Here is a 22,511-nt window from a genome sequence, read left to right as displayed (position 1 = left end):
CGCGAGGAGCGGTCGCGGTCAGCGCGGGGTCGAGATCGCCGCGGTCTGCGGGTTGTCGCCGTAGAGCGCAGCGATCTCGGATGCGTAGTCGCGCAGGATGTTGTCGCGCTTGATGCTGAGCTTCGGCGTCAGGTGCCCGTTCGCCTCGGTGAACTCGACGGGCAGGATCACGAACTTTCGGATCGACTCGGCGCGCGAGACGAACTCGTTGCCGTGGTCGATGGCGCGCTGCACCTCGGCGAGGACCTTCGGGTTCACCGCGGCCTCCTCGAGGGTGAGGTTCGGGTTCTCCCCGTTGTTCTTGAGCCAGGTGCCGAGCATCTCGCCGTCGAGCGTGACGAGCGCGGCGATGAACGGCTTCTGCTCGCCCACGACCACGACCTGGCCGACGACGGGGTTGGAGCGGATCGGATCCTCGAGCACGGCGGGGGCGACGTTCTTGCCACCGGCGGTGACGATGATCTCCTTCTTGCGGCCCGTGATCGAGAGATAGCCGTCGTCGTCGATGGAGCCGAGGTCGCCCGTCTTGAAGAACCCGTCCTCGGTGAACGCCGCGGCGGTGGCCGCCGGGTTGTTCCAGTATTCCTTGAAGATGTCGATGCCGGCGATCTCGATCTCGCCGTCCTCGGCGATGCGGATCGTGTGGCCGGGGAGCGCCGGGCCGACGGTGCCGATCTTGAACTTCTCGGGCAGGTTGACCGTGGCGGGAGCGGTCGTCTCGGTGAGGCCGTAGCCCTCGAGGATCTTGATGCCGAGCGAGTGGTAGAAGTGGCCGAGGTATCGGCTGAGGGGTGCGGAGCCCGACACGGCGTAGCGCACGCGGCCGCCGAGCGCGGCACGCAGCTTCGAATAGACGAGCTTGTCGAAGAGGCGGAAGCGGAGCTCGAGCATCAGCGGGACGCGACCCGTCTCCTGCGCCTCGGAGTACGCGACCGCGACGCGGGCGGCAGCGCGGAAGATCTTGCCCTTGCCCTCGCCCTCTGCCTTCTGCTCGGACGAGTTGTAGACCTTCTCGAACACGCGCGGCACGGCGAGCAGGAACGAGGGCTTGAACGTGTTCAGCGCGGGCAGCAGCTGGGAGGTGTCGGCCTGGTGGCCGACGCGCACGCCGGCGTGCACGGCGAGGGTCGAGATGAACCGGGCGAAGACGTGCGCGAGGGTGATGAAGAGCAGCGTCGAGGCGCCCTCCTCCTGCACGACCTGCGAGAGCGCGGCGCCGGCGTTGCGCGAGAGGTCGACGAAGTTGGCGTGGGTGAGCACGCAGCCCTTGGGGCGCCCGGTGGATCCCGAGGTGTAGATGAGGGTCGCCGGGTCGGAGCCGACCGCGATCGAGCGGCGGCGCTCGATCTCCTCGTCCGGGATCTCGCTGCCCGCGGCGCGGAGCGCGTCGATCGCGCCCTCGTCGAGGCGCCAGGTCAGGTCCAGGTTGGAGAGGTCGCTTCGGACCTCCTCGAGCCGCTCAGCGTGATCCCGCGTCTCGGTGATGATGCCGCGGGCGCCGGAGTCCTCGAGGATCCAGTGCATCTGCAGCGGCGAGGAGGTCTCGTAGACCGGCACCATGATCGCGCCCGTATAGAAGAGGGCGAAGTCGACCAGCGTCCACTCGTAGCTGGTCTTGCACATGAATCCGATGCGGTCGCCGGGCTGCACGCCCCCGGCCACGAATCCCTTCGCGACCCGGATCACCTCGTCGCGGAACTGCGCTGCGGTGATGTCGCGCCATCCCGACCCCTCGGGGACCGCGAAGAGCGGTCGATCGGGCGTGGCGGCCACCCGCTGCTCGAGGAGGTCGGTCACATTGTCCTCGGGGACGTGCGGGATGACGATCGGCGTCTCGGTCTGATTCACGGCAGCTCCTTCGGCACCAGGGCGAGGTCTCTGGGCGGCTTCTTCGCCGCCGGTTTCTGCCTGCCACCCTATTGCATGCGACCATGCGACGCCCGGCTCCAGTATTCTGTTTCGAGTCGAAGGGACGTCTCCGCCGTGTTCTACTGGATTCTCAAGCACCTGGTCATCGGACCGCTGCTGAAGACGATCTACCGACCCTGGGTCGAGGGCGCCGAGAACATCCCCTCGTCGGGTCCGGTCATCATCGTCGGCAACCACCTGTCGGTCATCGATTCGTTCATCATGCCGATCATGGTCGACCGGCGGGTCTATTTCCTCGCGAAGAGCGACTACTTCACCGGGACCGGCCTCAAGGGCTGGTTCGTGCGCAGCTTCATGCTGTCCGTCGGCCAGCTGCCGATCGACCGCTCCGGCGGCAAGGCCTCCGAGGCGTCTCTGAACACCGGGCTCGGCGTGCTCGATCGGGGCGACGTGCTCGGCATCTACCCCGAGGGCACCCGCAGCCCGGACGCGCGACTCTACCGCGGGCGCACGGGCGTCGCCCGCCTCGTGCTCGAATCCGGCGCGGTCGTGGTGCCGGCGATCATGGTCGACACCGAGAAGGCCATGCCGATCGGGGCGAAACTCCCGCGGATCCGCCGCATCGGAACCGTCATCGGCAAGCCGCTCGACTTCAGCCGCTTCGCGGGAATGAGCGCTGATCGTTTCGTGTTGCGCAGTGTGACGGACGAGATCATGCTCGAGATCCAGAAGCTCAGCGGTCAGGAATACGTCGACGTCTACGCGTCGAGCGTTCGGGCGGCCAAGCGCCCCTGAGGGTTCGCAGCAGGGGCCTCGGCGACCTCCGCCGGGTTCGCTCGTGATCCCGCCCGTCGAGTACCCTGGAAAAGTTGCGGCGAACGGCCGCGGCATGCGGGTTCGTCCCGCAGATTTCGAGAAACGGCGGAGACCAATGGGCGGTCAGACTGAGACGGCAGTGAAGCGAGACGTGTTGGCGGAGCTCGACACGTATCGCACTCGCGAGGCGAAGCAGCAGCCGACCTGGCCCGACGCGGCAGCCGTCGAGGCGGCCTCGGCGAATCTCGCCTCCCAGCCCCCGCTCGTCTTCGCCGGCGAGGCGGATCAGCTGAAGCAGCGGCTCGCCGCAGCCGCGCGGGGCGAGGCCTTCCTGCTGCAGGGCGGCGACTGCGCCGAGACCTTCGAGGCCGCGACCGCCGACAAGATCCGCGACCGCGTCAAGACGCTGCTGCAGATGGCGGTCGTACTGACCTACGGCGCATCCATGCCGGTGATCAAGCTGGGCCGCATGGCCGGCCAGTTTGCCAAGCCCCGCTCGAGCGACACCGAGACCCGCGACGGCGTGACCCTCCCGGCGTTCCGCGGCGACCTCGTGAACGGCTACGACTTCACCCCCGAGTCGCGCGCGGCGGACCCGTCGCGACTGGTGCAGGGCTACCACGTCTCGGCCTCGACGCTGAACCTGATCCGCGCCTTCACGCAGGGCGGCTTCGCCGACCTCCGTCAGGTGCACGCCTGGAACCAGGGCTTCGTGTCGAACCCGGCCAACCGCCGCTACGAGTCGCTGGCGGCCGAGATCGACCGGGCGCTCAAGTTCATGGAGGCGTGCGGCGTCGAGAGCGCCGCGCTGACTCAGACCGAGTTCTACGTGAGCCACGAGGCGCTGCTGCTCGACTACGAGCGTCCGCTGACCCGCATCGACTCGCGCACGGGCGAGCTCTACGACACCTCGGGGCACATGCTCTGGATCGGGGAGCGCACCCGCGAGCTCGACGGCGCGCACGTCGAGTTCCTGTCGCACGTGCGCAACCCGATCGGGGTCAAGCTCGGCCCGACCGCTTCGGTGGACGACGCCATGCGCCTCATCGACAAGCTCGATCCCGAGCGCGAGCCCGGCCGCCTCACGTTCATCACGCGCATGGGCGCGGGCAAGATCCGCGAGGCGCTCCCGCCGCTGCTCGAGGGTGTCAAGGCCGCGGGCGCTCAGCCGCTGTGGGTCACCGATCCGATGCACGGCAACGGCATCACCACGGCGACCGGATACAAGACCCGCCGCTTCGACGACGTCATGGACGAGCTCCGCGGCTTCTTCGAGGCGCACCGCGCAGTCGGCACGGTTCCCGGCGGCATCCACGTCGAGCTCACGGGCGACGACGTGACCGAGTGCCTCGGCGGATCCGAGAACATCGACGAGGAGACGCTGGCGACCCGCTACGAGTCGCTCTGCGATCCCCGGCTGAACCACATGCAGTCGCTCGAGCTCGCCTTCCTCGTGGCGGAGGAGCTCAAGCAGATCGCGCACTGAGCCGCACCGCGCCGCTGACGCGAACGGCCCGGATCCTGCAGGGGATCCGGGCCGTTCGCGTTTCGCGGGGCGAGTCGTCAGAGCTCGAAGTTGAGCGTGATCTTGGTTCCCTTCGGCACCATCTCGCCGGCAGCGGGCTCGGTCCCCTCGACCTTGACCGCGTTCCAGAGCAGTTCGGGCACCGCCGTCTGCGGATCGAACCCGGCATCCTTGAGCGTCTGCACGCCCTTGCGCATCTTCTGGCCCGAGACGTCGGGCACTTCGAACAGCTCGGGACCCTTGGAGATGGTCAGGCCGACGGAGTCGCCCGGCCGCACCGGATCGGTCGAGTAGATCACGCCGATGACCTTGCCCTTGGCGATGTCATCGCTGAACTCCTCGACGTTCTTGCCGGAGTCGACCGTCAGCTCCTTGTCGGCCAGCGCCGAGGTCGCCGCGTCGACGGTGCTGCCGGTCACATCGGGCACCGTGCCGACCGAGACGACGAGGTCGACCTTCGCCTGCTCGGGATACTGCTCGCCGAGACCCTTGCCGTCGGAGCCGAGAGCCGCGATGACCGTGCCGCTCTTCGCGTCCGAGCTGAACTGGCGGCCGGTGACCTTGCCGAAGGTGAACCCGGCCTTCGCGATCGCGGCTTCGGCCTGATCCTGGGGGAGGCCGACGAGCGTCGGTACGGGCAGGATGCGCGGACCGGTGGATTCGCAGAGCTCGACCGCGGTCTTGCGATCCACCCGGGAACCGGCGCCGGGCTTGGTACTGACCGCTTTCCCCTTGGGGATCTCGACGCTCGAGCACTCGGTGCGCGTCGCGGTGAGCGTGAGCCCGGTGAGCTCGGCCTTCGCCTCGGCGAAGGGGAGCCCGGCGACGTCCGGGACCGTGACCTGGGACCCGGGGCCCTGCCCGAACCACCAGCCGGCACTGGCCGAGGCGGCGACGGCGAGGATCACGAGGAGGGCGATGATCCCGCCGCGGCGTTTGCGGCGGCGGGCCGTCGCGGCGGCGAGGCCCACCGCGCCGGCATCCGCCGGTTCGGGGCTCTCGGCAGCGGGCTCCGGAGCGCCGTCCGTCGGGGCATCGGCCACGGGATCGAGCACCGTGGTCGACGGCAGCACCGAGGTCGCATCGAGCCCGAGGTCGCTCGGGAGCACCCGGGTCGCGTGGAGCGGAGACCCCGAACGGATCCGCTGCAGCTCGGCGAGCGCCTCCGAAGCGTCAGCGGGGCGGTTCGCGGGGTCCCGCTGCGTCAGCCAGCGCACGAGCGCGTCGAACTCGGGGGTCGACTCGGACGAGATCGTCGACGGGACGGGGACTTCGCCGTGGGCGTGCTGGTAGGCGATCTGCACCGGCTGCTCGCCCGTGAACGGCTGCGTGCCGGTGAGCATCTCGAAGAGCATGATCCCGAACGCGTAGAGATCGCTGCGGGCGTCGGCGACGCCGCGGGTGACGAGTTCGGGGGAGAGGTACGCGATCGTGCCGAGCAGGGCCTGGCCCGTCGTGGTGTTCGCGCTGACGGCGCGCGCCAGCCCGAAATCGCCGATCTTGATCCGGCCGTCGTCGGCGAGCAGCACGTTCTCGGGCTTGAGATCGCGGTGGACGATGCCGGCGCGGTGCGCAGCGGCGAGCCCGGCGAGCACCGCCTCGCCGATCTCGAGGGTCTGTTCGGAGGTCAGGCGCTGCTGCTGCTTGAGCAGCTCGCGGAGGGTGATGCCCGGCAGGTACTCCATGACCAGATAGGGGTGCCCGGCATCGTTGCCCTGATCGAAGACGTTCACCACGTTGGGGTGCGCGAGCCGGGCCGCGCTGCGCGCCTCCTGCTCGAAGCGGCGGGTGAAGTTCTCGTCGTCGGCGAGGTGCGCGTGCATCACTTTCACGGCGACGCGGCGCTCGAGCCGCAGGTCGTTCGCGACATAGACCATCGCCATACCGCCGCGCGCGATGCGCGAGCGGATCACGTAGCGCTCGTCGAGGGTTCGTCCCACGAGCGGATCGGAGGGGGCAGAGGTCACCCGCAAATTCTACGGACCCGAGGGTTCGCCAGCCTGGATCCTCACCGGCGTTGCCCGGAACCGCGCCGCGGATCGTCGTCCGCAGCGGCTCTGCCGCTCGGTGCTCCGGGCGCGTCCGCCGTTCCCGCGCCGTCGTCGGGCACGAATCACCCGATCCGAATCGCCCTGGCTGGAACCGCTCGCGGCTTCGTGGCAGAGTTGAGGCGTGGCCGAGAACTTCCTCACTGGTATCCAGACCCTCACCGTCCCCGAGCTGACCGAGCGACTCGGACTCGCTCCGAGCAAGATTCGGCGACTCATCGAGGATCAGCACCTCGCGGCCGTGCGCATCGACGGCGTGCTCCGCGTTCCCGCAGCGTTCCTGCAGGGCGACGAGCCGCTGAGCTCGCTGCGCGGCACCCTGCTGGTGCTGCGCGACGCCGGCTACTCGGAGGAGCAGTCGATCGAGTGGCTGTTCACCGAGAACGCCGAGGTCGGCGGGATCCCCATCGAGGAGCTGCAGAACGGGCGCAAGAGCGCCGTTCGCCGCGCCACCCAGTCGCTGGCGTTCTGACGGGGCGCTGACGGGTCCGGGGCGGACGCGCCCGGGCCGGCCGCTCAGAAGGCGCGTCGCCCCGAGCGGTCGGCGAGCGATCCGAGCCGCGCCTTGGCATCGGCGTTGATCGGTGCAGCGGCGAGCGACTGCGTCGCCCGATCCAGGTTGCGCGTGATCATCTCCTCGATCCGGTCGAGCGCGCCGCTGTCGCGAATGGTCCGCTGCAGCATCTCCACCTGCTCGTCGTCCAGCTCGGGATCGCCGAACATGTCGTCGAACACCCGGCGCTGCGTGTTCGGCAGGGCCTCGCGCGCGAGCGTGACGAGCACGGTGCGCTTGCCCTCGGCGAGGTCGTCGCCCGCCGGCTTGCCGGTGACCTCCGCATCGCCGAACACGCCGAGCACGTCGTCACGCAGTTGGAAGGCGACCCCGACGGGTAGGCCGAACTCGGCGAGCGACTGCTCCTGCTCCTCGTCGGCGCCGAACAGCGCGGCACCGATCAGCAGGGGAGCCTCGACGCTGTACTTCGCCGACTTGTAGACGAGCACGCGCGTGGAGCGCTCGAGCTGCTCGGCCTCGGGCGCGGCGGCGGGACGCTGCTCCTCGAGCACGTCGAGGTACTGGCCGACGGCGACCTCGCTGCGCATGCGGTTGAAGTGCTCGCGCGCGGCCCGCGCCGCGGCGCGATCCTCGGTCGCGTCGCAGGCCCGCTGCATCAGCTCGTCGGACCAGGACTGCAGCAGATCGCCGAGCAGGATCGCGCCGGCGAGGCCGAAGTGGTCCGCGTCGCCCCGGTAGTCGGAGTCCTCGTGCAGGCCCGCGAAGTGGCGGTGCGCCGACGGGCGCCCACGGCGCGTATCGGACCGGTCGATGACGTCGTCGTGGATCAGTGCGGCGGCGTGGAACAGCTCCAACGCACAGGCAGCGTCCAGGATCCGGTCCGCATCGGAACCGAGCGCGGGGCTCACCGCGCCCGGGGTGACACCGTCCGCTTCGGACTCGTCGGCGTCGTCGAAGTCGACACGGCCGACCGAGCGGGCGCCGAGCACGCAGAACTGGGCGCGCAGTCGCTTGCCGCCCGCAAGGTAATCGGCGGCTTCGTCGAGCAGCGGGATCGCGTCGGGGCCGAGGGCCTCGAGCTGCTGACGGTGATCGGCGAGCACATCGCCGATCCGCTCCTGTACGAGGCCTGCAAGTCGGATGGTTTCGTGCACGCAGCTAGCCTAGCCGTCCGCGTCCGGCGTAGAATCGAGGGAAGAATTCCGGATCGATCGAGGAGGCGGACATGGCACTGTCCGAGCATGAGCAGCGGCTGCTCGACGAGATGGAGCGGCGGCTGTACCAGAGCGAGGCCGACGTGATGTCGGCTTCTACGGGTGAGCGTCGTCGGGTCGACCTGCGATCGTTGGTGCTCGGCATCGTCGTCGTGCTCGTCGGGGTCGGCGTGCTCATCGGGGCCGTCGCAGCTTCGCAGTTGTGGCTGGGCCTCGTCGGCTTCGTCGTGATGCTGGGCGGCGCGGTCCTCGCGCTGACACGACGCACCCCGGCCGAGCCGGGCGAGGTGCACGAGCCGGTCGCGGCCGGCGGTCGCGCCCATTCCGGCGGGCGCCGGTCGAACATGAACGAGCGCCTCGAGCGCCGCTGGGACGAGCGTATGGAGGGCGAGCGATAGCTCGCGACGCGCAGCGTCGGCCCACGGAGCGCAGCGAGGGGTGGAGCGGTAGCTCGCGACGCGCAGCGTCGGCCCACGGAGCGTCGGCCCACGGCATAGTCCGAAGCAGATAGAGAAGACCGCGGTCGGGTGACCGCGGTCTTTTGCTGTGCCCGGGCGGCGCCCCCTGCGCCGGGGCCCGGCCGGCGTCGGAGTCGTGCTGCCCCGGCACCCAGCCCACTCCGCGGAGATCTGCGAGATTTCGGATCGGTTCCGTCCGGTGGGTCCGAATCGGTGGAGATCTCCGAGATGGGAAAGGCGCGGCCGACTCTGCATCCGGCAAGGGGAGTCGCGTTCAGGCGGAGATTCGCGTTCAGACGGAGCGCTGCGCAGGAATCCTCCTTTTGAACGTGGATCTCCGCCAGAACGTGGATCTCCTTCTGAAGGCAGACATTCCGCCGCGCGCCATCCCGAAGTGCTCCACGAGACAATCCCGCAGCGCGCCACGAGCCGCTCCACTGCGCTCCACCTCGCACCCCTCCAGTCGCTCCACTTCGCTCCACCTCGGCTTCGAAGGTGGGCTGAGGTCGCGGAGGATCCGCGTGATTCCGCGGATCTCGGAGATACGTCCGCGAGAAAAGCGCGTCCGGCACCGACCGATCCGGGCCGGCATCGAGCGCGCCGCGGCGGAGCGTCCTCGGTTCAGGATCGCGGTGATCCCAGCAATCTCGCCGAAGTTTGCACAGAAACCTGGGGAACTCGGGAATAAAACTGAGGGAAGTGGAGGAAAGTGGAGTACTGTGGGAGCACCCGGACCCCGCAGGGAGGAGGTGACCCCCATGTTCCTCGGTACTTTCACACCGAAACTGGACGACAAGGGCCGCCTCATCCTGCCCGCGAAGTTCCGTACGGAACTCGCGGACGGTCTGGTGATCACCCGTGGTCAGGAGCACTGCCTCTACGTGTTCAGCGAGCAGGAGTTCGCCGACATGCACGATCGGATCCGTCAGGCGCCGATCACCTCGAAGCAGGGCCGCGACTACCTGCGCGTCTTCCTCTCGGGAGCGCACGCGGAGACGCCGGACAAGCAGAACCGCGTGACGATCCCGCAGGCGCTGCGCGAGTACGCCGGTCTCGACCGCGACCTCGCCGTGATCGGCGCGGGCAGCCGCGCCGAGATCTGGGACGCCGAGGCCTGGCAGCGATACCTGGCCGAGCAGGAGTCCGCCTTCTCGCAGATCGAGGAGGAGGTGATCCCGGGCATGTTCTGACCCGGTGCCCGCGGCTCTTCGTCTACCGCCCTGTCGCACTTCCCCGGCGACAGGTGGGCTGACGGAGAACCGGGGGTCCCGGACCGGCCCGAGCACCATGAACGCAGCAGACATCCGCGCGAACCACGACCCGTCCGACGACACCGAAGCCACACGTGAGGCCACCGCCATGAACGACACCGAACGCGACGCGTCCGCAGATCCCCGGGATCCCGGCGCGCTGCACACCCCGGTGCTGCTCGACCGCTGCCTCGAGCTGCTGGCGCCGGCCATCGAGCGTCCCGGCGCCGTGGTCGTGGACGCCACGCTCGGCATGGGCGGCCACAGCGAGGCGATGCTCGAGGCCCACCCCGAGCTGACACTGATCGGGCTCGACCGCGACACCGAGGCGCTCGCGCTCGCGGGGCGTCGGCTGGAGCGCTTCGGCGATCGCGCGATCCCGGTCCACGCGGTCTACGACGAGATCGCGGAGGCGGTGCGCGGGGCCGGCTTCGACCGGATCGACGGCGTGCTGTTCGACCTCGGGGTCTCGTCGCTGCAGCTCGACGACGCCGATCGCGGCTTCGCCTACGCGCAGGACGCCCCGCTCGACATGCGCATGGATCAGGAGCGCGGCGTGACCGCGTTCGAGATCCTCGCGACCGCATCGGAGGGACGTCTGCGGGCGATCTTCGAGCGCTACGGCGAGGAGCCGCTCGCGGCGCGCTACGCCCGGGCGATCGTCGCGGCCCGCGCGAACGGACCGATCATGCGCAGCGGCGAACTCGTCGACGTGCTGCAGGAGGCGACTCCGGCGGCCGTCCGCAACCAGCGGCACCCGGCGAAGCGCGTCTTCCAGGCGCTGCGCATCGAGGTGAACGGCGAACTGTCGGTGCTCGAGCGGGCGATCCCCGCCGCGCTCGACCTGCTCGCCGTCGGCGGCCGCGCCGTGATCATGTCGTACCAGTCCCTCGAGGACCGCTTGGTGAAGCGCGAGCTCGTGCGCCGCAGCCGATCAACGGCGCCGGCCGGTCTGCCGGTCGAGCTGCCCGAGCACCGACCCGAGTTCCGTCTGCTGACCCGCGGCGCCGAACTCGCCGACACCGAAGAGCGCGAGCGCAACCCGCGCGCCATCCCCGTGCGCCTCCGCGCGGCCGAACGAGCCAGGGAGATCTGATGAACTCGACGGTCCCCCTCGACCGCGATGAGCTGCTGAGCGGCTTCACCGCGCCCGCACCCGCGCGGCCGGCACCGGTCCGGCCCCTGCGCCCCGCGGAGGCGCCCCGTCCCGCCGCTCGGCGCAGGCCGCGCGTCATGGCCGGTGCGCTCACGGCGGTCGGCGTGATCCTGGCGATCATGGCGGCGCAGCTCGGCCTGAGCATCCTGGTCTCCCAGGGCGCGTACGAGGTGCGCGCGCTGCAGGTCGAGGAGCGCGACCTGAGCCGCGTGCAGAGCGTGCTCAAGCAGAACCTCGAGAAGCTGTCGTCCCCGCAGAACCTCGCCGAGAACGCCACCGCGCTCGGCATGGTGCAGAACTCGCAGCCCGCCACCCTGCGGCTCAGCAGCGGCGCGGTGCTCGGCTCGCTCGAGACCCGCACCAGCGAGCCGTTGAAGAACACGGTGCCGAACGCGACGCTCGAGTCGATGCCGGTCGTCGACGCCAAGGGCCTGCTCGTCTCGCGCAATGCCGCCCAGCCCGGAGCGGCCTCAGGGAACTTCGCGACCACGCCGGTAGCGTGGAAGGGCAAGCTGCCCGCGCCGGATACTCACTAGTCGTCTCGCGGGCGAACGAGGAGGGTCCATGCGGAACGGGCGGATCCGCGTGAGGCGGCGCGCGCTGGCGCTGCTGATCGTGGGAGTGGTCGCGGTGGTGTTCGCCGTGCGGCTCTTCGACCTGCAGGTGGTGCAGGCACCGAAGCTGAACGCCGACGCGAAGGACAAGCGGGCCGTGCCGGTCTCGATCCCGAGCGTGCGGGGCGACATCGTCGACCGCAACGGCGACGTCTTCGCGACGACGGACGAGCGCTACGACGTGCAGCTGTCGCCGAAGAACACCGTGCTCAACGGCGGCCGTTTCTATCGTCCGGTGTCGCCGGGCAGCGCGGCGACCGTGGAGGTCACCTCGAAGGAAGCATTCGCCGAGATCGGCGAGATCACCGGGCAGAAGCCGGAGGAGATCCAGAAGATCGTCGACGACGCGCTCGCGAAGAACAAGAAGTCGGACTTCGCCTACGTGAAGCGCTCGGTCGATCTCGTCGCGCTCAAGAAGCTGAAGGACCTCGGCATCCCGTGGCTGACCTTCGACACGGCCTACTCGCGGGTCTACCCGAGCGGTGCGGTCGCGGGCAATATCGTCGGCTTCTCGGGTTCCGACGGCAAACCGCAGGCCGGCATCGAGATCTCGCAGAACTCCTGCCTCACGGGCAAGGACGGCTCGGAGGTCTACGAGCGCGGCGCCGACGGCGTCGCGCTGCCCGGCAGCGTGGTGGTGACGAAGCAGGCGGTCAACGGGGGAACCATCAAGCTGACCCTCGACCGCGACCTCAACTGGCAGGCGCAGGAGATCATCAACAAGCAGGTCGCCGACGTGGGAGCCGAGTGGGGCTACCTCGTGATCATGAACGCCAAGACCGGCGAGCTGGTCGCGGTCGCCGAGAACAACTCGGTCGACCCCAACAACGTCGACGGTTCGCCGAACCGCGAGGCCCGATCGTTCACCTCGCCCTACGAGCCGGGGTCCACGTTCAAGAGCATCACCGCCGCGGCCCTCATCGACCAGGGCAAGGCGACGCCGCTCACCCCGAACCTCACGCCCTCGCACTGGGAGCCCGAACCCAACGTGCAGTTCGGCGACTCCTTCGTGCACCCGCCCGAGCAGTGGACCCTGAACGGGATCATGGTGCACTCGTCGAACGTCGGCATCTCGATGCTCGGCAACCAGCTGAGCCCAGCGGTGCGCTACAGCTACCTGCAGAAGTTCGGCATCGGGCAGTCCACGAAGGCCGGCATGCCGCTCGAAGACTCCGGCCTGCTCAACCAGCCCGACAAGTGGGACCGGCAGACGGCCTACAACACCATGTTCGGCCAGGGACTCTCGTCGACCATCGTGCAGACGGCGGGCGTCTATCAGGCCCTCGCGAACGGCGGGGTACGGGTCCCGCCCACGCTCGTGCAGAGCTGCACCTCGGCAGCGGGCGAGACCAAGAAGCCGGATCACGGCAAGCCCGTGCGCGCGGTCTCGGAGAAGACCGCGAGCACCATGATGGGCGTGCTCGAGTCGGTCGTGCAGGAGGGCTGGATCAAGCCGTACCTCGAGATCCCCGGCTACCGGATCGCGGGCAAGACGGGCACCGCCGAGGAGGTGGACCCGGCGACGGGCCTCTACCGCACCGACTACGTCCACTCGTTCGCGGGCATCTTCCCGGCCGACGACCCGCAGTACGTCGCGGTAGCATCGGTGGCGTTCCCCTCGTCGGGAGACGGCGGCATCGCAGCGATGACCGCCTTCCGGAACGCCGCCGAGGCGACGATCCGGACATTCCACATTCCGCCGTCGAAGGGCGCCTACAAGCCTCTTCCGACCGACTACTGATCCGCGCGACCCGCGGCAGAGATGGAGACCCAGTGACGACCGACGGTGCGATGAGCATCCGACCCGCGCATCCGACCGAGATGCCGCTCGAGCGACTCGCCGAGCGCTTCGGTCTGGGGCACGACGGCGAGCTCGGGGGGCGCGCCGTCACGGGCGTCTCGATCGACTCGCGCGACGTGCAGCCGGGGGATCTCTACGTCGGTCTGCCGGGGGCCAATCACCACGGCGCGGACTTCGCCGCGACGGCCGCCGAGCGCGGCGCGGTCGCCGTGCTCACCGATGACGCGGGCGCCGAGCGCGCCGCGTCCGCCGGACTGCCCGTGCTCCGTTCGGCCGGGCACCCGCGCGAGATCCTCGGAGCGGTCTCCGCCGCGGTCTACGGCACGGAGCACCTGGGCGACGGCCCCGACGGGGCGAAGGTCTTCGGCATCACCGGCACCAACGGCAAGACCAGCGTGGTCTACCTGATCGCCGAACTGCTGCGCGCCGCGGGGATCACCGCCGGCCTCAGCTCCACGGCGGAGCGGCGCGTCGGCGACGCGGTGATGACGAGCGGCCTCACGAGCCCCGAGGCATCCGAGCTGCACGGGCTGCTGGCGCGCATGGTCGAGGAGGACGCCCGAGGGATCGCGCTCGAGGTCTCGGCGCACGCGGTCGAGCGCCGCCGCATCGACGGCGTCCGCTTCGACGTCGTGGCCTTCAACAATTTCTCACAGGACCATCTCGACGACTTCGGCGACATGGAGAGCTACTTCGCTGCGAAGCTCGCGCTGTTCTCGCCCGAGCACGCCGCTCGCGGCGTCGTCGTGGTCGATTCGCCGTACGGCGTGCGCGTCTCGCGCGAGTCGAAGATCCCGGTCACGACGCTCGCGACCGAGTACGGGGTCGAGGCCGACTGGCACCTCGCGGTGACGCGGCAGGACCTCGACGGCGTCAGCTTCGTGCTGCAGGGCCCCGAGGGCGCGCGGTTCCGCGGTCGGGTGCCGGTGTTCGGCCGCTTCATGGCCGAGAACGCCGCGCTCGCGCTGATCATGCTGCACGAGGCGGGGATCCCTATCGCGCAGGTCGAGGCGGGGCTCGAGAACGGGCTCATCCCGGTGTACATCCCGGGCCGCCTCGAGGCGATCAACCCGGCAGGCCCGGGTCCCCGCTTCTACGTCGACTACGGGCACACGCCCGGCGCGTTCCAGACCATGCTCGACGGGCTCGCCGAGGTCGCTCCCGGCCGCATCATCTTCATGTTCGGTGCCGACGGCGACCGCGACACCACGAAGCGGGAGGAGATGGGCCGGATCGCCGCCGCGGGCAGCGAGGTGCTCATCGTCTGCGACTACCACCCGCGCACCGAGGATCCCGCTGCGATCCGCGCCCAGCTCATCGCCGGCGCGCGCGAGGCGAACCACGCCGAGATCATCGAGGTCGCGGACCCGCGCGAGGCCGTGCGCCGCGCCATTTCGATCGCGGGTCCCGAAGACGTTATTCTGTATGCCGGTCCCGGGCACGAGGACTATCAGGAAGTAGCCGGGCAGCACCTCCCGTACTCGGCTCGAGACGAAGTACGCGGAGCGCTCCGCGAGGCAGGACTGCTCCAGTGATCGAACTCACGCTCGACGAGATCGCCGCTGCGGTCGACGGACGCCTGGTGCCCGGTGCATCGGGTGCGACCGGCACCACGGTGGTCGCGGGGGAGTCCCAGACCGATTCCCGCGAGGTCGCCGAGGGGCAGATCTTCTTCGCCCGGCGCGGCGAGGAGACCGACGGACACCGTTTCGCGGCGAAGGCCGTCGACTCCGGTGCCGCGCTGCTCGTGGTGGAGCGCGAGGTCGACGACCGCGTGCCCCAGATCGTCGTGGCCGACAGCACCGACGCGCTCGGGGCGCTCGCGACCGAGGTCGTGCGCCGGGTGCGCGGGGCCGGCGGCCTCCGCATCGTCGGGATCACGGGATCCAACGGCAAGACCACCACGAAGAACCTCGTCGCGGCGATGGCCGAGCGGCTCGGACCGACCGTCGCGTCGGCGAAGTCGTTCAACAACGAGGTCGGCGGTCCGCTGACGATGCTCCGCGTCGAGGCCGGCACCGAGACGCTCGTCGCCGAGATGGGCGCGAGCGCCGAGGGCGAGATCACGCGCCTCACCGACATGGCCCAGCCGCACATCGGCGTCGTGCTGACCGTCGGGCTCGCCCACGCGGGCGGTTTCGGCGGGATCGAGACGACGTTCCGCACCAAGAGCGAGATGGTGCGCGCACTCGACGCGACCGGTGTCGCGGTGCTCAACCGCGACGACCCGCGGGTCGCCCGCATGGCCGAGCTGACCGAGGCGCGCGTGCGCTGGTTCGGACAGTCCGATGCCGCCGACGTGCGCGCGAGCGACATCGTCGGGGACGCGAGCGGCACCCGATTCACGATCCACGCCGACGGCGCATCGCGTGCCGTGCGCTTCCGCGTGCTCGGCGAGCACCACGTCATGAACGCCCTCGCCGCCGCCGCGGTCGGGCTCGAGCTCGGGCTCGACCTCGACGCCGTGGTCGAGACGCTCGAGGCCGCGGTCGTCGCGGCTCCCGGCCGCATGGAGGTGCTCGGCGGACGCGACGGCATCACGATCATCAACGACGCGTACAACGCGAGCCCGGACTCGATGAGCGCCGCGCTGCGCACGCTCGCGCAGGTGCGGCGTCCCGACGCGCGCTCGGTCGCGGTGCTCGGTGCCATGAGCGAGCTCGGCGAGCTCGCGGGCGACGAGCACGACCGCATCGGTCTCCAGGTCGTGCGCCTCGGCATCTCCGAGCTCGTAGTGGTGGGCGCCGACGCGCGCCGCCTGCACATCTCGGCCATCAACGAGGGATCCTGGGACGGCGAGAGCGTGCTCTTCGACTCCGCCGACGACGCCTTCGACTACCTGAAGTCCGGCCTGCGGCCGGGCGATACGGTGCTCGTGAAGTCCTCGAACGCGGCCGGTCTCCAGGCGCTCGGCGACCGGCTCGGCGCGGAGTTCGCGCCGCCCGCCTCCGACGCCACGACCGAGGAGGTCACCGCATGATCGCCCTGCTCATCGCCGGCGGGTTCTCGCTGCTCTACTCGCTGCTGCTGACCCCGCTCTTCGTGCGGGTGTTCAACCGCCTCCGCTGGGGCCAGCCGATCCGCGTCGACGGCCCGAAGGAGCACGAGGTCAAGCGGGGCACGCCCACCATGGGCGGGCTCATCTTCCTGTCGGGCTCCGTGATCGCCTACTTCCTCGGCAAGTTCATCATGGGGGAGACGCCGACCCCGTCGGCCATGCTCGTGATCCTCATGGCCGTGGGCGCCGGCCTCGTCGGCTTCATCGACGACTTCATGAAGGCCCGCATGCAGAACTCGGCCGGCCTGAACGGCTGGGCGAAGATCGTCGGCCAGATCCTCGTCGCGGTCGCATTCGCTCTGCTCGGACTGCAGTTCGCGAACCAGGCGGGCATCACCCCGGTGTCCACGCGCATTTCGATCTTCCGCGACCTGCCGTTCGACTTCATGACCCTCGGCTCGGTGCTCGGCGTCATCGTGATCGTCGTCTGGATCATCCTCATCGTCACGTCCGCGACGAACTCGGTCAACGTGACCGACGGCCTCGACGGCCTCGCCGCGGGCGCCGCACTGCTCGCGTTCGGCGCCTACCTCGGCATCGGCTTCTGGCAGTCGGCGCAGAACTGCGCGACGACCGCGGGCAAGGCCGGCTGCTACGAGGTGCGCGATCCCATGGATCTCGCGGTGATCGCGGCGGCGTTCCTCGGCGGTCTCGCAGGCTTCCTCTGGTGGAACACCAACCCGGCGCACGTGTTCATGGGCGACACCGGCTCGATGGGCATCGGCGGCGCGATCGCCGCACTCGCGATCCTCACCCGCACCGAGCTGCTGCTCGTGCTCATCGGCGGCCTGTTCATCATCGAGACCGGCTCGGTCATCGTGCAGCGCCTCTACTTCAAGGTGACGAAGGGCAAGCGCATCTTCCTGATGAGCCCGATCCACCACCACTTCGAGCTCAAGGGCTGGGCCGAGGTCACGGTCGTCGTCCGCTTCTGGATCATCGCGGGACTCTTCGTGGTGGCCGGAGTGGGCGCGTTCTACGGAGAATGGTTGCTGCAGCAATGACCATCGATGTCCGCGAGCGCGTGCTCGCACTGTCCAGCTGGCACCACGACTGGTCGGGACTGCGCGTCGCCGTGCTCGGCCTCGGCGTCACCGGGTTCTCGGTCGCCGATACGCTCGTCGAGCTCGGATCCCGCGTCCGCGTCATCTTCGCGGGCGAGGACCCCGAGCGCGAGCAGCTGCTGCGCGTCATCGGCGCGGAGCAGGCCCGGATCGCCGGCGACGAGGCGCAGCTCGCCGATCTCGAGGCGTTCGATCCCGACCTGGTCGTCGTCTCGCCCGGCTACCGCCCCGATCACCCGCTGACCGAGTGGGCGATCGCCCGCGGCACCGTGGTGTGGGGCGACATCGAGCTCGGCTGGCGCCTGCGCGACAAGACCGATCGGGTCGCCGACTGGATCTGCGTCACCGGAACCAACGGCAAGACCACGACCTCGCAGCTCACGGCGCACATGCTGCTCGCCGGCGGGCTGCGAGCGGCTCCCGTGGGCAACATCGGCGTGCCGATCCTCGATGCGCTGCGCGACCCGCAGGGGTACGACGCGCTCGTGGTGGAGCTGTCGAGCTTCCAGCTCGAGCGGCTCGGCGAGATCTCGCCGTACGCGAGCGTCTGCCTGAACATCGCGGACGACCACCTCGACTGGCACGGCTCCGCCGAGGCGTACCGCGCGGCGAAGGCCAAGGTCTACGCGCACACGCAGGTCGCATGCGTCTACAACCGTGCCGACGCGGCCACCGAGCGCATGGTCGAGGAGGCCGACGTGGTCGAGGGCGCCAGGGCGATCAGCTTCGGCCTCGACGCCCCGCCGCCCAGCGGCTTCGGCATCGTCGACGGACTGCTCATCGACCGCGGCTTCCACGCGGAGCGCCGCAGCTCGGCGTACGAGCTCGTCACGATCGAAGAGCTGCAGGAGCGTCACCTGGGTGCGCCGCACCTGGTGCAGAACATCCTCGCGGCGGCGGCCCTGGCCCGCTCCCGCGGGGTCGAGCCCGAGGAGATCGCGACCGCGATCCTGAACTTCGAGCTGGACGCCCATCGCGCTCAGCACCTCGGAGTGCTCGACGGCGTCACCTGGATCGACGATTCCAAGGCCACCAACGGTCACGCCGCGGCCGCGTCGCTGCGCGCGCTCGAGCGCGTGGTGTGGGTCGTCGGGGGCCTGCTCAAGGGAACCGACATCGGCGAGCTCGTCGAGACCCACGCGGAGCGTCTGCGCGGTGCCGTCGTGATCGGGGCCGAGCGCGAGGCCGTGCTCGCCGCGTTCGCCGAGCACGCGCCCGGCGTCGCCGTCAGCGAGATCGTGCCCGAGGGATCCGACTTCGACGTCGCGCGCGCCGCGGTCGACGCGGCGGCAGCGCTCGCGGACGAGGGCGACACCGTGCTCTTCGCGCCAGCCGCGGCCTCGATGGATCAGTTCACCGACTACGCCGATCGCGGGCGGCGCTTCCAGGCGGCCCTTCGCGCACTCGCCGAGGGCCGCTGACGTGAGCGGGCAGTCGGCGTCGACACCGGGGCGCGGCGCGTTCGGCCGCGCGCGGATCCGCCTGGGCGGCGCGATCCCGACCCCGGGCGACCCGACGGTGGTGGCGCTCTACGCGATCACCTTCCTCCTGGTCGGCATCGGGCTGATCATGGTGCTCTCGGCCTCGTCCATCACCTCCTACCTCGACGATCAGGGCTTCCTCGGGGGATTCTGGCGCCAGGCGACCTACGCGCTCATCGGCATCCCGCTGATGATCTTCGCGGCGACCCGCACGATCGAATTCTGGCGGCGCTGGGCCTGGTGGCTGTTCGGTCTCGGCATCTTCCTGCAGCTCCTCGTGTTCACGCCCCTCGGTGTCGACGTCTACGGCAACCGCAACTGGATCCAGATCGGGTCGTTCTCGGCGCAGCCGTCCGAGGCGCTGAAGCTCGCGCTCATCGTCTGGATCGGTGCGGTGCTGATGTCGAAGGAGCGGCTGCTCACGCAGACCAAGCACGAGCTGATCCCGATCGTGCTGCCGGGCGCGCTCATCGCCCTCGGCACGGTCATGCTGGGCAAGGACCTCGGTACCACGATCATCATGGGCGCCTCGGTGCTCGGCGCGATGTACTTCGGCGGCGTCAGCTGGAAAGCCCTCGGCTACACCTTCGCGGGGGCCGCGCTCGCGGCGTTCTTCTTCGTCGTGACGAGCCAGAACCGCATGGACCGCCTGTTCGGCCACGCGGGCGGCAACAGCGACTACAGCGGCCTCGCCTGGCAGCCGCTGCACGGCCTGTGGGCGCTCGCCGGCGGCGGGCTCTTCGGCGTCGGCCTCGGCGGTTCGAAGGCGAAGTGGAAGTGGCTGCCAGCCGCCGACAACGACTACATCTTCGCGATCATCGGCGAGGAGCTCGGCATGATCGGCGCGGTCCTCGTGATCGTGCTCTTCATCGTGCTGACGGTGTTCATGCTGCGCGTGATCGGCAACGCGCGGGACCGCTTCGGCAAGGCCGTCGTCGGCGGGATCCTCGTCTGGATCGTCGGCCAGGCCTTCGTGAACATCGCGGTGGTGATCGGCATCCTGCCGGTGCTCGGGGTTCCGCTGCCCCTCATCAGCGCCGGCGGCACCGCGCTCATCGCGTGCCTGATCGCCATGGGCGTGGTCATATCGATCGCGCGCGACAACGCGAAGCACCGAGACGAGATCACCACCACGGAGGCGACACGATGACCACCTACCTGCTGGCCGGAGGCGGAACCGCCGGGCACGTCAACCCGCTGCTCGCGCTCGCCGATCTGATCCGGACGGAGGAGCCGGACGCGGAGATCGTGGTGCTCGGCACGAAGGAGGGGCTCGAAGCCCGCCTGGTGCCGGAGCGCGGCTACGAACTGGTGACCATCGAGCGCCTGCCGTTCCCGCGGAAGCCGAGCGCCTACGCACTGAAGTTCCCCGCGAAGTACCGCCGGGCCATCGCCCGGGTGCGCGAGCTGATCCGCGAGCGCGGCGTCGACGTCGTGGTCGGCTTCGGCGGCTACGCCTCGGCGCCCGCGTACCGGGCCGGGGCGAAGGAGGGCGTGCCCGTGGTGATCCACGAGGCGAACGCGAAGCCCGGCATGGCGAACAAGCTCGGCGCGCGCTCGACGCCCTACGTCGCGGTCACGTTCCCCGGCACGCCGATCCCGAACGCGCGAGTGACTGGCATGCCGCTCCGTCCCGAGATCACGGGGCTCGACCGTGCCGCGCTGCGCGCGTCGGCGCGCGAGCACTTCGGGCTCGATCCCGAGCGGCGCACGCTGCTGGTGACGGGCGGCTCGCTGGGCGCCCGCGCGATCAACCGCGGCATCTCGAGCGAAGCGGCGGCGATCACCGCGGCCGGGATCCAGGTGCTGCACGTCTGGGGCGGGCTCACCGAGCTCGAGGATCCGGGCGTCGCGGGCTACGAGGTGCTGCCGTACTGCGACCGCATGGACCTCGCGTTCGCCGCGTGCGACCTCGCGGTCTCGCGCGCCGGGTCCACGACCGTGAGCGAGCTCGCCGGACTCGGCATCCCCGCCGTGTTCGTGCCCTACGGCCACGGCAACGGCGAGCAGCGCTTCAACGCCGCGGCCGACGTCGAGGCCGGCGGTGCGCTGCTCGTGGACGACGCCGAGCTGACTCCCGAGTGGGTGCGCGGCACCCTGATCCCGCTGGTCGGCGACGACGCGAGGCTCGCCGAGATGTCGGAACGCGCCCGCGGGGTCGGCGCGCTCGACGGGACCGAGCGCTTGCTCGCGCTCGTGCGCGAGGCGCTGGCCGCGAGCTGACCGCCCGCCGACCGCCCGCGACGCGATAGGATCGCCCCATGTCTCGCAGCCTCCTCCTTCGGAGCCGCAGCAGGGTGTGAATCGACCGGCGCCCTGCCAGCGGCGCCGTTCGTCGTGCCGGTCAACGCTTCGCTGATCGGAGGATCCTCCCGTGCCCATCCGTCCCCGACCCTGGCTGATGCTCGCCGTCATGGTCTTCGGCCAGGCCTCGACCACCGTGGTGGTCGCGACCCCCGCGTTCCTCATCCCGTACTTCACCCAGGAGCGGGGCATGGGCCTCGCCGCGGCGGGCCTGCTCGCGGGCATGCCCAATCTGGGCCTCGTGCTCGCGCTCTTCCTCTGGGGCGCGCTCGCCGACCGGGTGGGCGAGCGCCGGGTGCTGATCATCGGCCTCAGTCTGAGCGTGGTGGCCGTGGCGCTGTCGATGCTGGCCGGCGACGGCTTCTGGCTCGGCGCGGCGTTCGTGCTGGGCGGTGCGATGACCGCCTGCATCAACAACACGAGCGGGCGCCTGATCACCGGATGGTTCCCGGTCGGTCGTCGCGGGTTCGTGATGGGGATCAGGCAGACCTGCCAGCCGTTGGGGATGGCGGTCGCGGCCGTCGCGGTGCCGCCGATCGCGGCGGGTGCGGGCGTCGTCGCCGCGCTCGGCTTCGGCGGGATCCTGCTGCTCGTCAGCCTGATCGCCTGCGTCTGCGCCGTGGTGGATTCGCCTGCGGCCGAGACGTCCGGCGGGTCCGGCGCGACCGGCGGGGAGTTGCCAGCGATCGGCAATCCCTACCGCGGATCGGCCACCCTCGTGCGCATCCACGCGGTCTCGATGCTGCTCGTGGTCCCGCAGTTCGCGCTCTCGACCTTCGGGCTCGTGTGGTTCACCGTCGGATTCGGGTGGAGCGCGCTCGCCGCGGGATCGCTCGTCGCCGTGTCGCAGTTCGCGGGCGCCGCCGGGCGCATCGCGGTGGGGCTGTGGAGCGACCGGGTGCGCTCGCGCCTGCGCCCGCTACTGCAGGTCGCCGTCATCGGCGTCGTCGTGCTGCTCCTCGCCGCGGCGTTCGGCTGGGCGGGCTGGGCCGTTCCCGCCGCCGTGGCCTACGTCATCGCGAGCTGCGTGAGCGTCGCCGACAACGGTCTCGCATTCACCGCGGTCGCCGAGACCGCGGGGCGAGGCTGGGCCGGCCGGGCGCTCGGGATCCAGAACACCGGGCAGTTCCTCGCGGCCGCCGCGGTGGGTCCGCTCGTGGGCGGGCTCATCGCCCTCGTCGGCGTGCCGGCCTCGCTCGCCCTGATCGCGCTGGCCCCGGCGATCGCGGTGCCGCTCGTGCCGCGCGACGCACGGGTCGCCCGGGCGCCGAAGGCTCCGGTGGGAGCGCGCTGAGACCCGCGCCACACCGGGCCTCGCGCCGCGGGGAACCCGGGTGCG

18 protein-coding genes are annotated in these 22,511 nt (G+C 70.3%); 15 read left to right on the top strand and 3 right to left on the bottom strand.

Features of this window, described 5'->3' with window-relative positions; genetic code table 11:
* Window positions 1-18: 18 nt before the first annotated feature.
* Window positions 19-1,848 carry a long-chain fatty acid--CoA ligase gene (locus BMH31_RS13590; protein ID WP_099724779.1) on the bottom strand — a complete coding sequence of 610 codons (1,830 nt, stop codon included), beginning with the start codon at window positions 1,846-1,848 and terminating at the stop codon, window positions 19-21.
* Between the two features lie 135 nt (window positions 1,849-1,983).
* On the opposite strand from BMH31_RS13590, the gene BMH31_RS13585 reads away from it, so the two are divergent.
* The gene (locus tag BMH31_RS13585; RefSeq protein ID WP_046455374.1) at window positions 1,984-2,664 is read left to right on the top strand and encodes a lysophospholipid acyltransferase family protein; all 681 of its coding nucleotides are present in this window, start codon (window positions 1,984-1,986) and stop codon (window positions 2,662-2,664) included.
* Between the two features lie 136 nt (window positions 2,665-2,800).
* Window positions 2,801-4,171 carry a 3-deoxy-7-phosphoheptulonate synthase class II gene (locus tag BMH31_RS13580; RefSeq protein WP_099724780.1) on the top strand — a complete coding sequence of 457 codons (1,371 nt, stop codon included), beginning with the start codon at window positions 2,801-2,803 and terminating at the stop codon, window positions 4,169-4,171.
* Between the two features lie 77 nt (window positions 4,172-4,248).
* On the opposite strand, the gene pknB is transcribed toward BMH31_RS13580, so the two are convergent.
* Window positions 4,249-6,177 (bottom strand): Stk1 family PASTA domain-containing Ser/Thr kinase, encoded by a 1,929-nt coding sequence (gene pknB, locus BMH31_RS13575; RefSeq protein ID WP_099724781.1) that lies wholly within the window; start codon window positions 6,175-6,177, stop codon window positions 4,249-4,251.
* Window positions 6,178-6,382: 205 nt separating this feature from the next.
* On the opposite strand from pknB, the gene BMH31_RS13570 reads away from it, so the two are divergent.
* On the top strand, window positions 6,383-6,730 hold the full coding sequence (locus BMH31_RS13570) for an Rv2175c family DNA-binding protein (RefSeq protein ID WP_158234965.1): 348 nt from the start codon (window positions 6,383-6,385) through the stop codon (window positions 6,728-6,730).
* Window positions 6,731-6,774: 44 nt separating this feature from the next.
* On the opposite strand, the gene BMH31_RS13565 is transcribed toward BMH31_RS13570, so the two are convergent.
* Window positions 6,775-7,926: a polyprenyl synthetase family protein gene (locus tag BMH31_RS13565; RefSeq protein ID WP_099724782.1), complete on the bottom strand. Its 1,152-nt coding sequence runs from the start codon at window positions 7,924-7,926 to the stop codon at window positions 6,775-6,777.
* Between the two features lie 71 nt (window positions 7,927-7,997).
* Between BMH31_RS13565 and BMH31_RS13560 the strand changes: the two genes are divergently transcribed.
* The 12 genes from BMH31_RS13560 (at window position 7,998) to BMH31_RS13505 (ending at window position 22,466) form a co-directional block, all read left to right on the top strand.
* Complete coding sequence (locus tag BMH31_RS13560; protein WP_099724783.1) at window positions 7,998-8,384, top strand: DUF3040 domain-containing protein; 387 nt, start codon at window positions 7,998-8,000, stop codon at window positions 8,382-8,384.
* Between the two features lie 818 nt (window positions 8,385-9,202).
* Window positions 9,203-9,634 (top strand): division/cell wall cluster transcriptional repressor MraZ, encoded by a 432-nt coding sequence (gene mraZ, locus BMH31_RS13555; RefSeq protein WP_046455368.1) that lies wholly within the window; start codon window positions 9,203-9,205, stop codon window positions 9,632-9,634.
* A 169-nt stretch (window positions 9,635-9,803) separates the two neighbouring features.
* The gene (gene rsmH / locus BMH31_RS13550; protein WP_099725296.1) at window positions 9,804-10,790 is read left to right on the top strand and encodes a 16S rRNA (cytosine(1402)-N(4))-methyltransferase RsmH; all 987 of its coding nucleotides are present in this window, start codon (window positions 9,804-9,806) and stop codon (window positions 10,788-10,790) included.
* On the top strand, window positions 10,790-11,386 hold the full coding sequence (locus BMH31_RS13545; protein WP_099724784.1) for a hypothetical protein: 597 nt from the start codon (window positions 10,790-10,792) through the stop codon (window positions 11,384-11,386). The genes rsmH and BMH31_RS13545 overlap by 1 nt, the downstream gene beginning before the upstream one ends.
* Before the next feature lie 28 nt (window positions 11,387-11,414).
* Window positions 11,415-13,205 (top strand): penicillin-binding protein 2, encoded by a 1,791-nt coding sequence (locus BMH31_RS13540; RefSeq protein WP_099724785.1) that lies wholly within the window; start codon window positions 11,415-11,417, stop codon window positions 13,203-13,205.
* A gap of 50 nt (window positions 13,206-13,255) precedes the next feature.
* On the top strand, window positions 13,256-14,800 hold the full coding sequence (locus BMH31_RS13535; RefSeq protein WP_099725297.1) for a UDP-N-acetylmuramoyl-L-alanyl-D-glutamate--2,6-diaminopimelate ligase: 1,545 nt from the start codon (window positions 13,256-13,258) through the stop codon (window positions 14,798-14,800).
* Window positions 14,797-16,245, top strand: coding sequence for a UDP-N-acetylmuramoyl-tripeptide--D-alanyl-D-alanine ligase (gene murF, locus BMH31_RS13530; RefSeq protein WP_099724786.1), 1,449 nt, complete (start codon window positions 14,797-14,799; stop codon window positions 16,243-16,245). The genes BMH31_RS13535 and murF overlap by 4 nt, the downstream gene beginning before the upstream one ends.
* Window positions 16,242-17,327: a phospho-N-acetylmuramoyl-pentapeptide-transferase gene (gene mraY, locus BMH31_RS13525; RefSeq protein ID WP_099724787.1), complete on the top strand. Its 1,086-nt coding sequence runs from the start codon at window positions 16,242-16,244 to the stop codon at window positions 17,325-17,327. Before murF ends, mraY begins: the two co-directional genes overlap by 4 nt.
* Entirely contained in the window at window positions 17,324-18,808 is a 1,485-nt protein-coding gene (gene murD, locus BMH31_RS13520) for a UDP-N-acetylmuramoyl-L-alanine--D-glutamate ligase (RefSeq protein ID WP_099724788.1), read from the top strand. The genes mraY and murD overlap by 4 nt, the downstream gene beginning before the upstream one ends.
* 1 nt (window position 18,809) lies before the next feature.
* Window positions 18,810-20,018, top strand: a complete 1,209-nt coding sequence (locus BMH31_RS13515; RefSeq protein ID WP_099724789.1) for a putative peptidoglycan glycosyltransferase FtsW — start codon at window positions 18,810-18,812, stop codon at window positions 20,016-20,018.
* Window positions 20,015-21,091 (top strand): UDP-N-acetylglucosamine--N-acetylmuramyl-(pentapeptide) pyrophosphoryl-undecaprenol N-acetylglucosamine transferase, encoded by a 1,077-nt coding sequence (locus tag BMH31_RS13510; RefSeq protein WP_099724790.1) that lies wholly within the window; start codon window positions 20,015-20,017, stop codon window positions 21,089-21,091. The genes BMH31_RS13515 and BMH31_RS13510 overlap by 4 nt, the downstream gene beginning before the upstream one ends.
* Window positions 21,092-21,242: 151 nt before the next feature.
* Entirely contained in the window at window positions 21,243-22,466 is a 1,224-nt protein-coding gene (locus BMH31_RS13505; protein WP_241898289.1) for an MFS transporter, read from the top strand.
* The last annotated feature ends 45 nt before the right edge of the window (window positions 22,467-22,511 follow it).

The organism is Leucobacter sp. OLIS6 (assembly GCF_002752355.1).
In the GTDB taxonomy this organism is placed as follows: Bacteria; Actinomycetota; Actinomycetes; order Actinomycetales; family Microbacteriaceae; genus Leucobacter.
The sequence above is the reverse complement of the archived record's forward strand: the minus strand, read 5'-3'. Positions and strand labels throughout refer to the sequence as shown.

Coding starts and splice junctions, on each gene's coding strand:
- BMH31_RS13580 (WP_099724780.1), top strand. CDS start 2,801: ATGGGCGGTCAGACTGAGACGGCAGTGAAGCGAGACGTGTTGGCGGAG.
- BMH31_RS13560 (WP_099724783.1), top strand. CDS start 7,998: ATGGCACTGTCCGAGCATGAGCAGCGGCTGCTCGACGAGATGGAGCGG.
- mraZ (WP_046455368.1), top strand. CDS start 9,203: ATGTTCCTCGGTACTTTCACACCGAAACTGGACGACAAGGGCCGCCTC.
- rsmH (WP_099725296.1), top strand. CDS start 9,804: ATGAACGACACCGAACGCGACGCGTCCGCAGATCCCCGGGATCCCGGC.
- BMH31_RS13545 (WP_099724784.1), top strand. CDS start 10,790: ATGAACTCGACGGTCCCCCTCGACCGCGATGAGCTGCTGAGCGGCTTC.
- BMH31_RS13540 (WP_099724785.1), top strand. CDS start 11,415: ATGCGGAACGGGCGGATCCGCGTGAGGCGGCGCGCGCTGGCGCTGCTG.
- BMH31_RS13535 (WP_099725297.1), top strand. CDS start 13,256: ATGAGCATCCGACCCGCGCATCCGACCGAGATGCCGCTCGAGCGACTC.
- mraY (WP_099724787.1), top strand. CDS start 16,242: ATGATCGCCCTGCTCATCGCCGGCGGGTTCTCGCTGCTCTACTCGCTG.
- murD (WP_099724788.1), top strand. CDS start 17,324: ATGACCATCGATGTCCGCGAGCGCGTGCTCGCACTGTCCAGCTGGCAC.
- BMH31_RS13510 (WP_099724790.1), top strand. CDS start 20,015: ATGACCACCTACCTGCTGGCCGGAGGCGGAACCGCCGGGCACGTCAAC.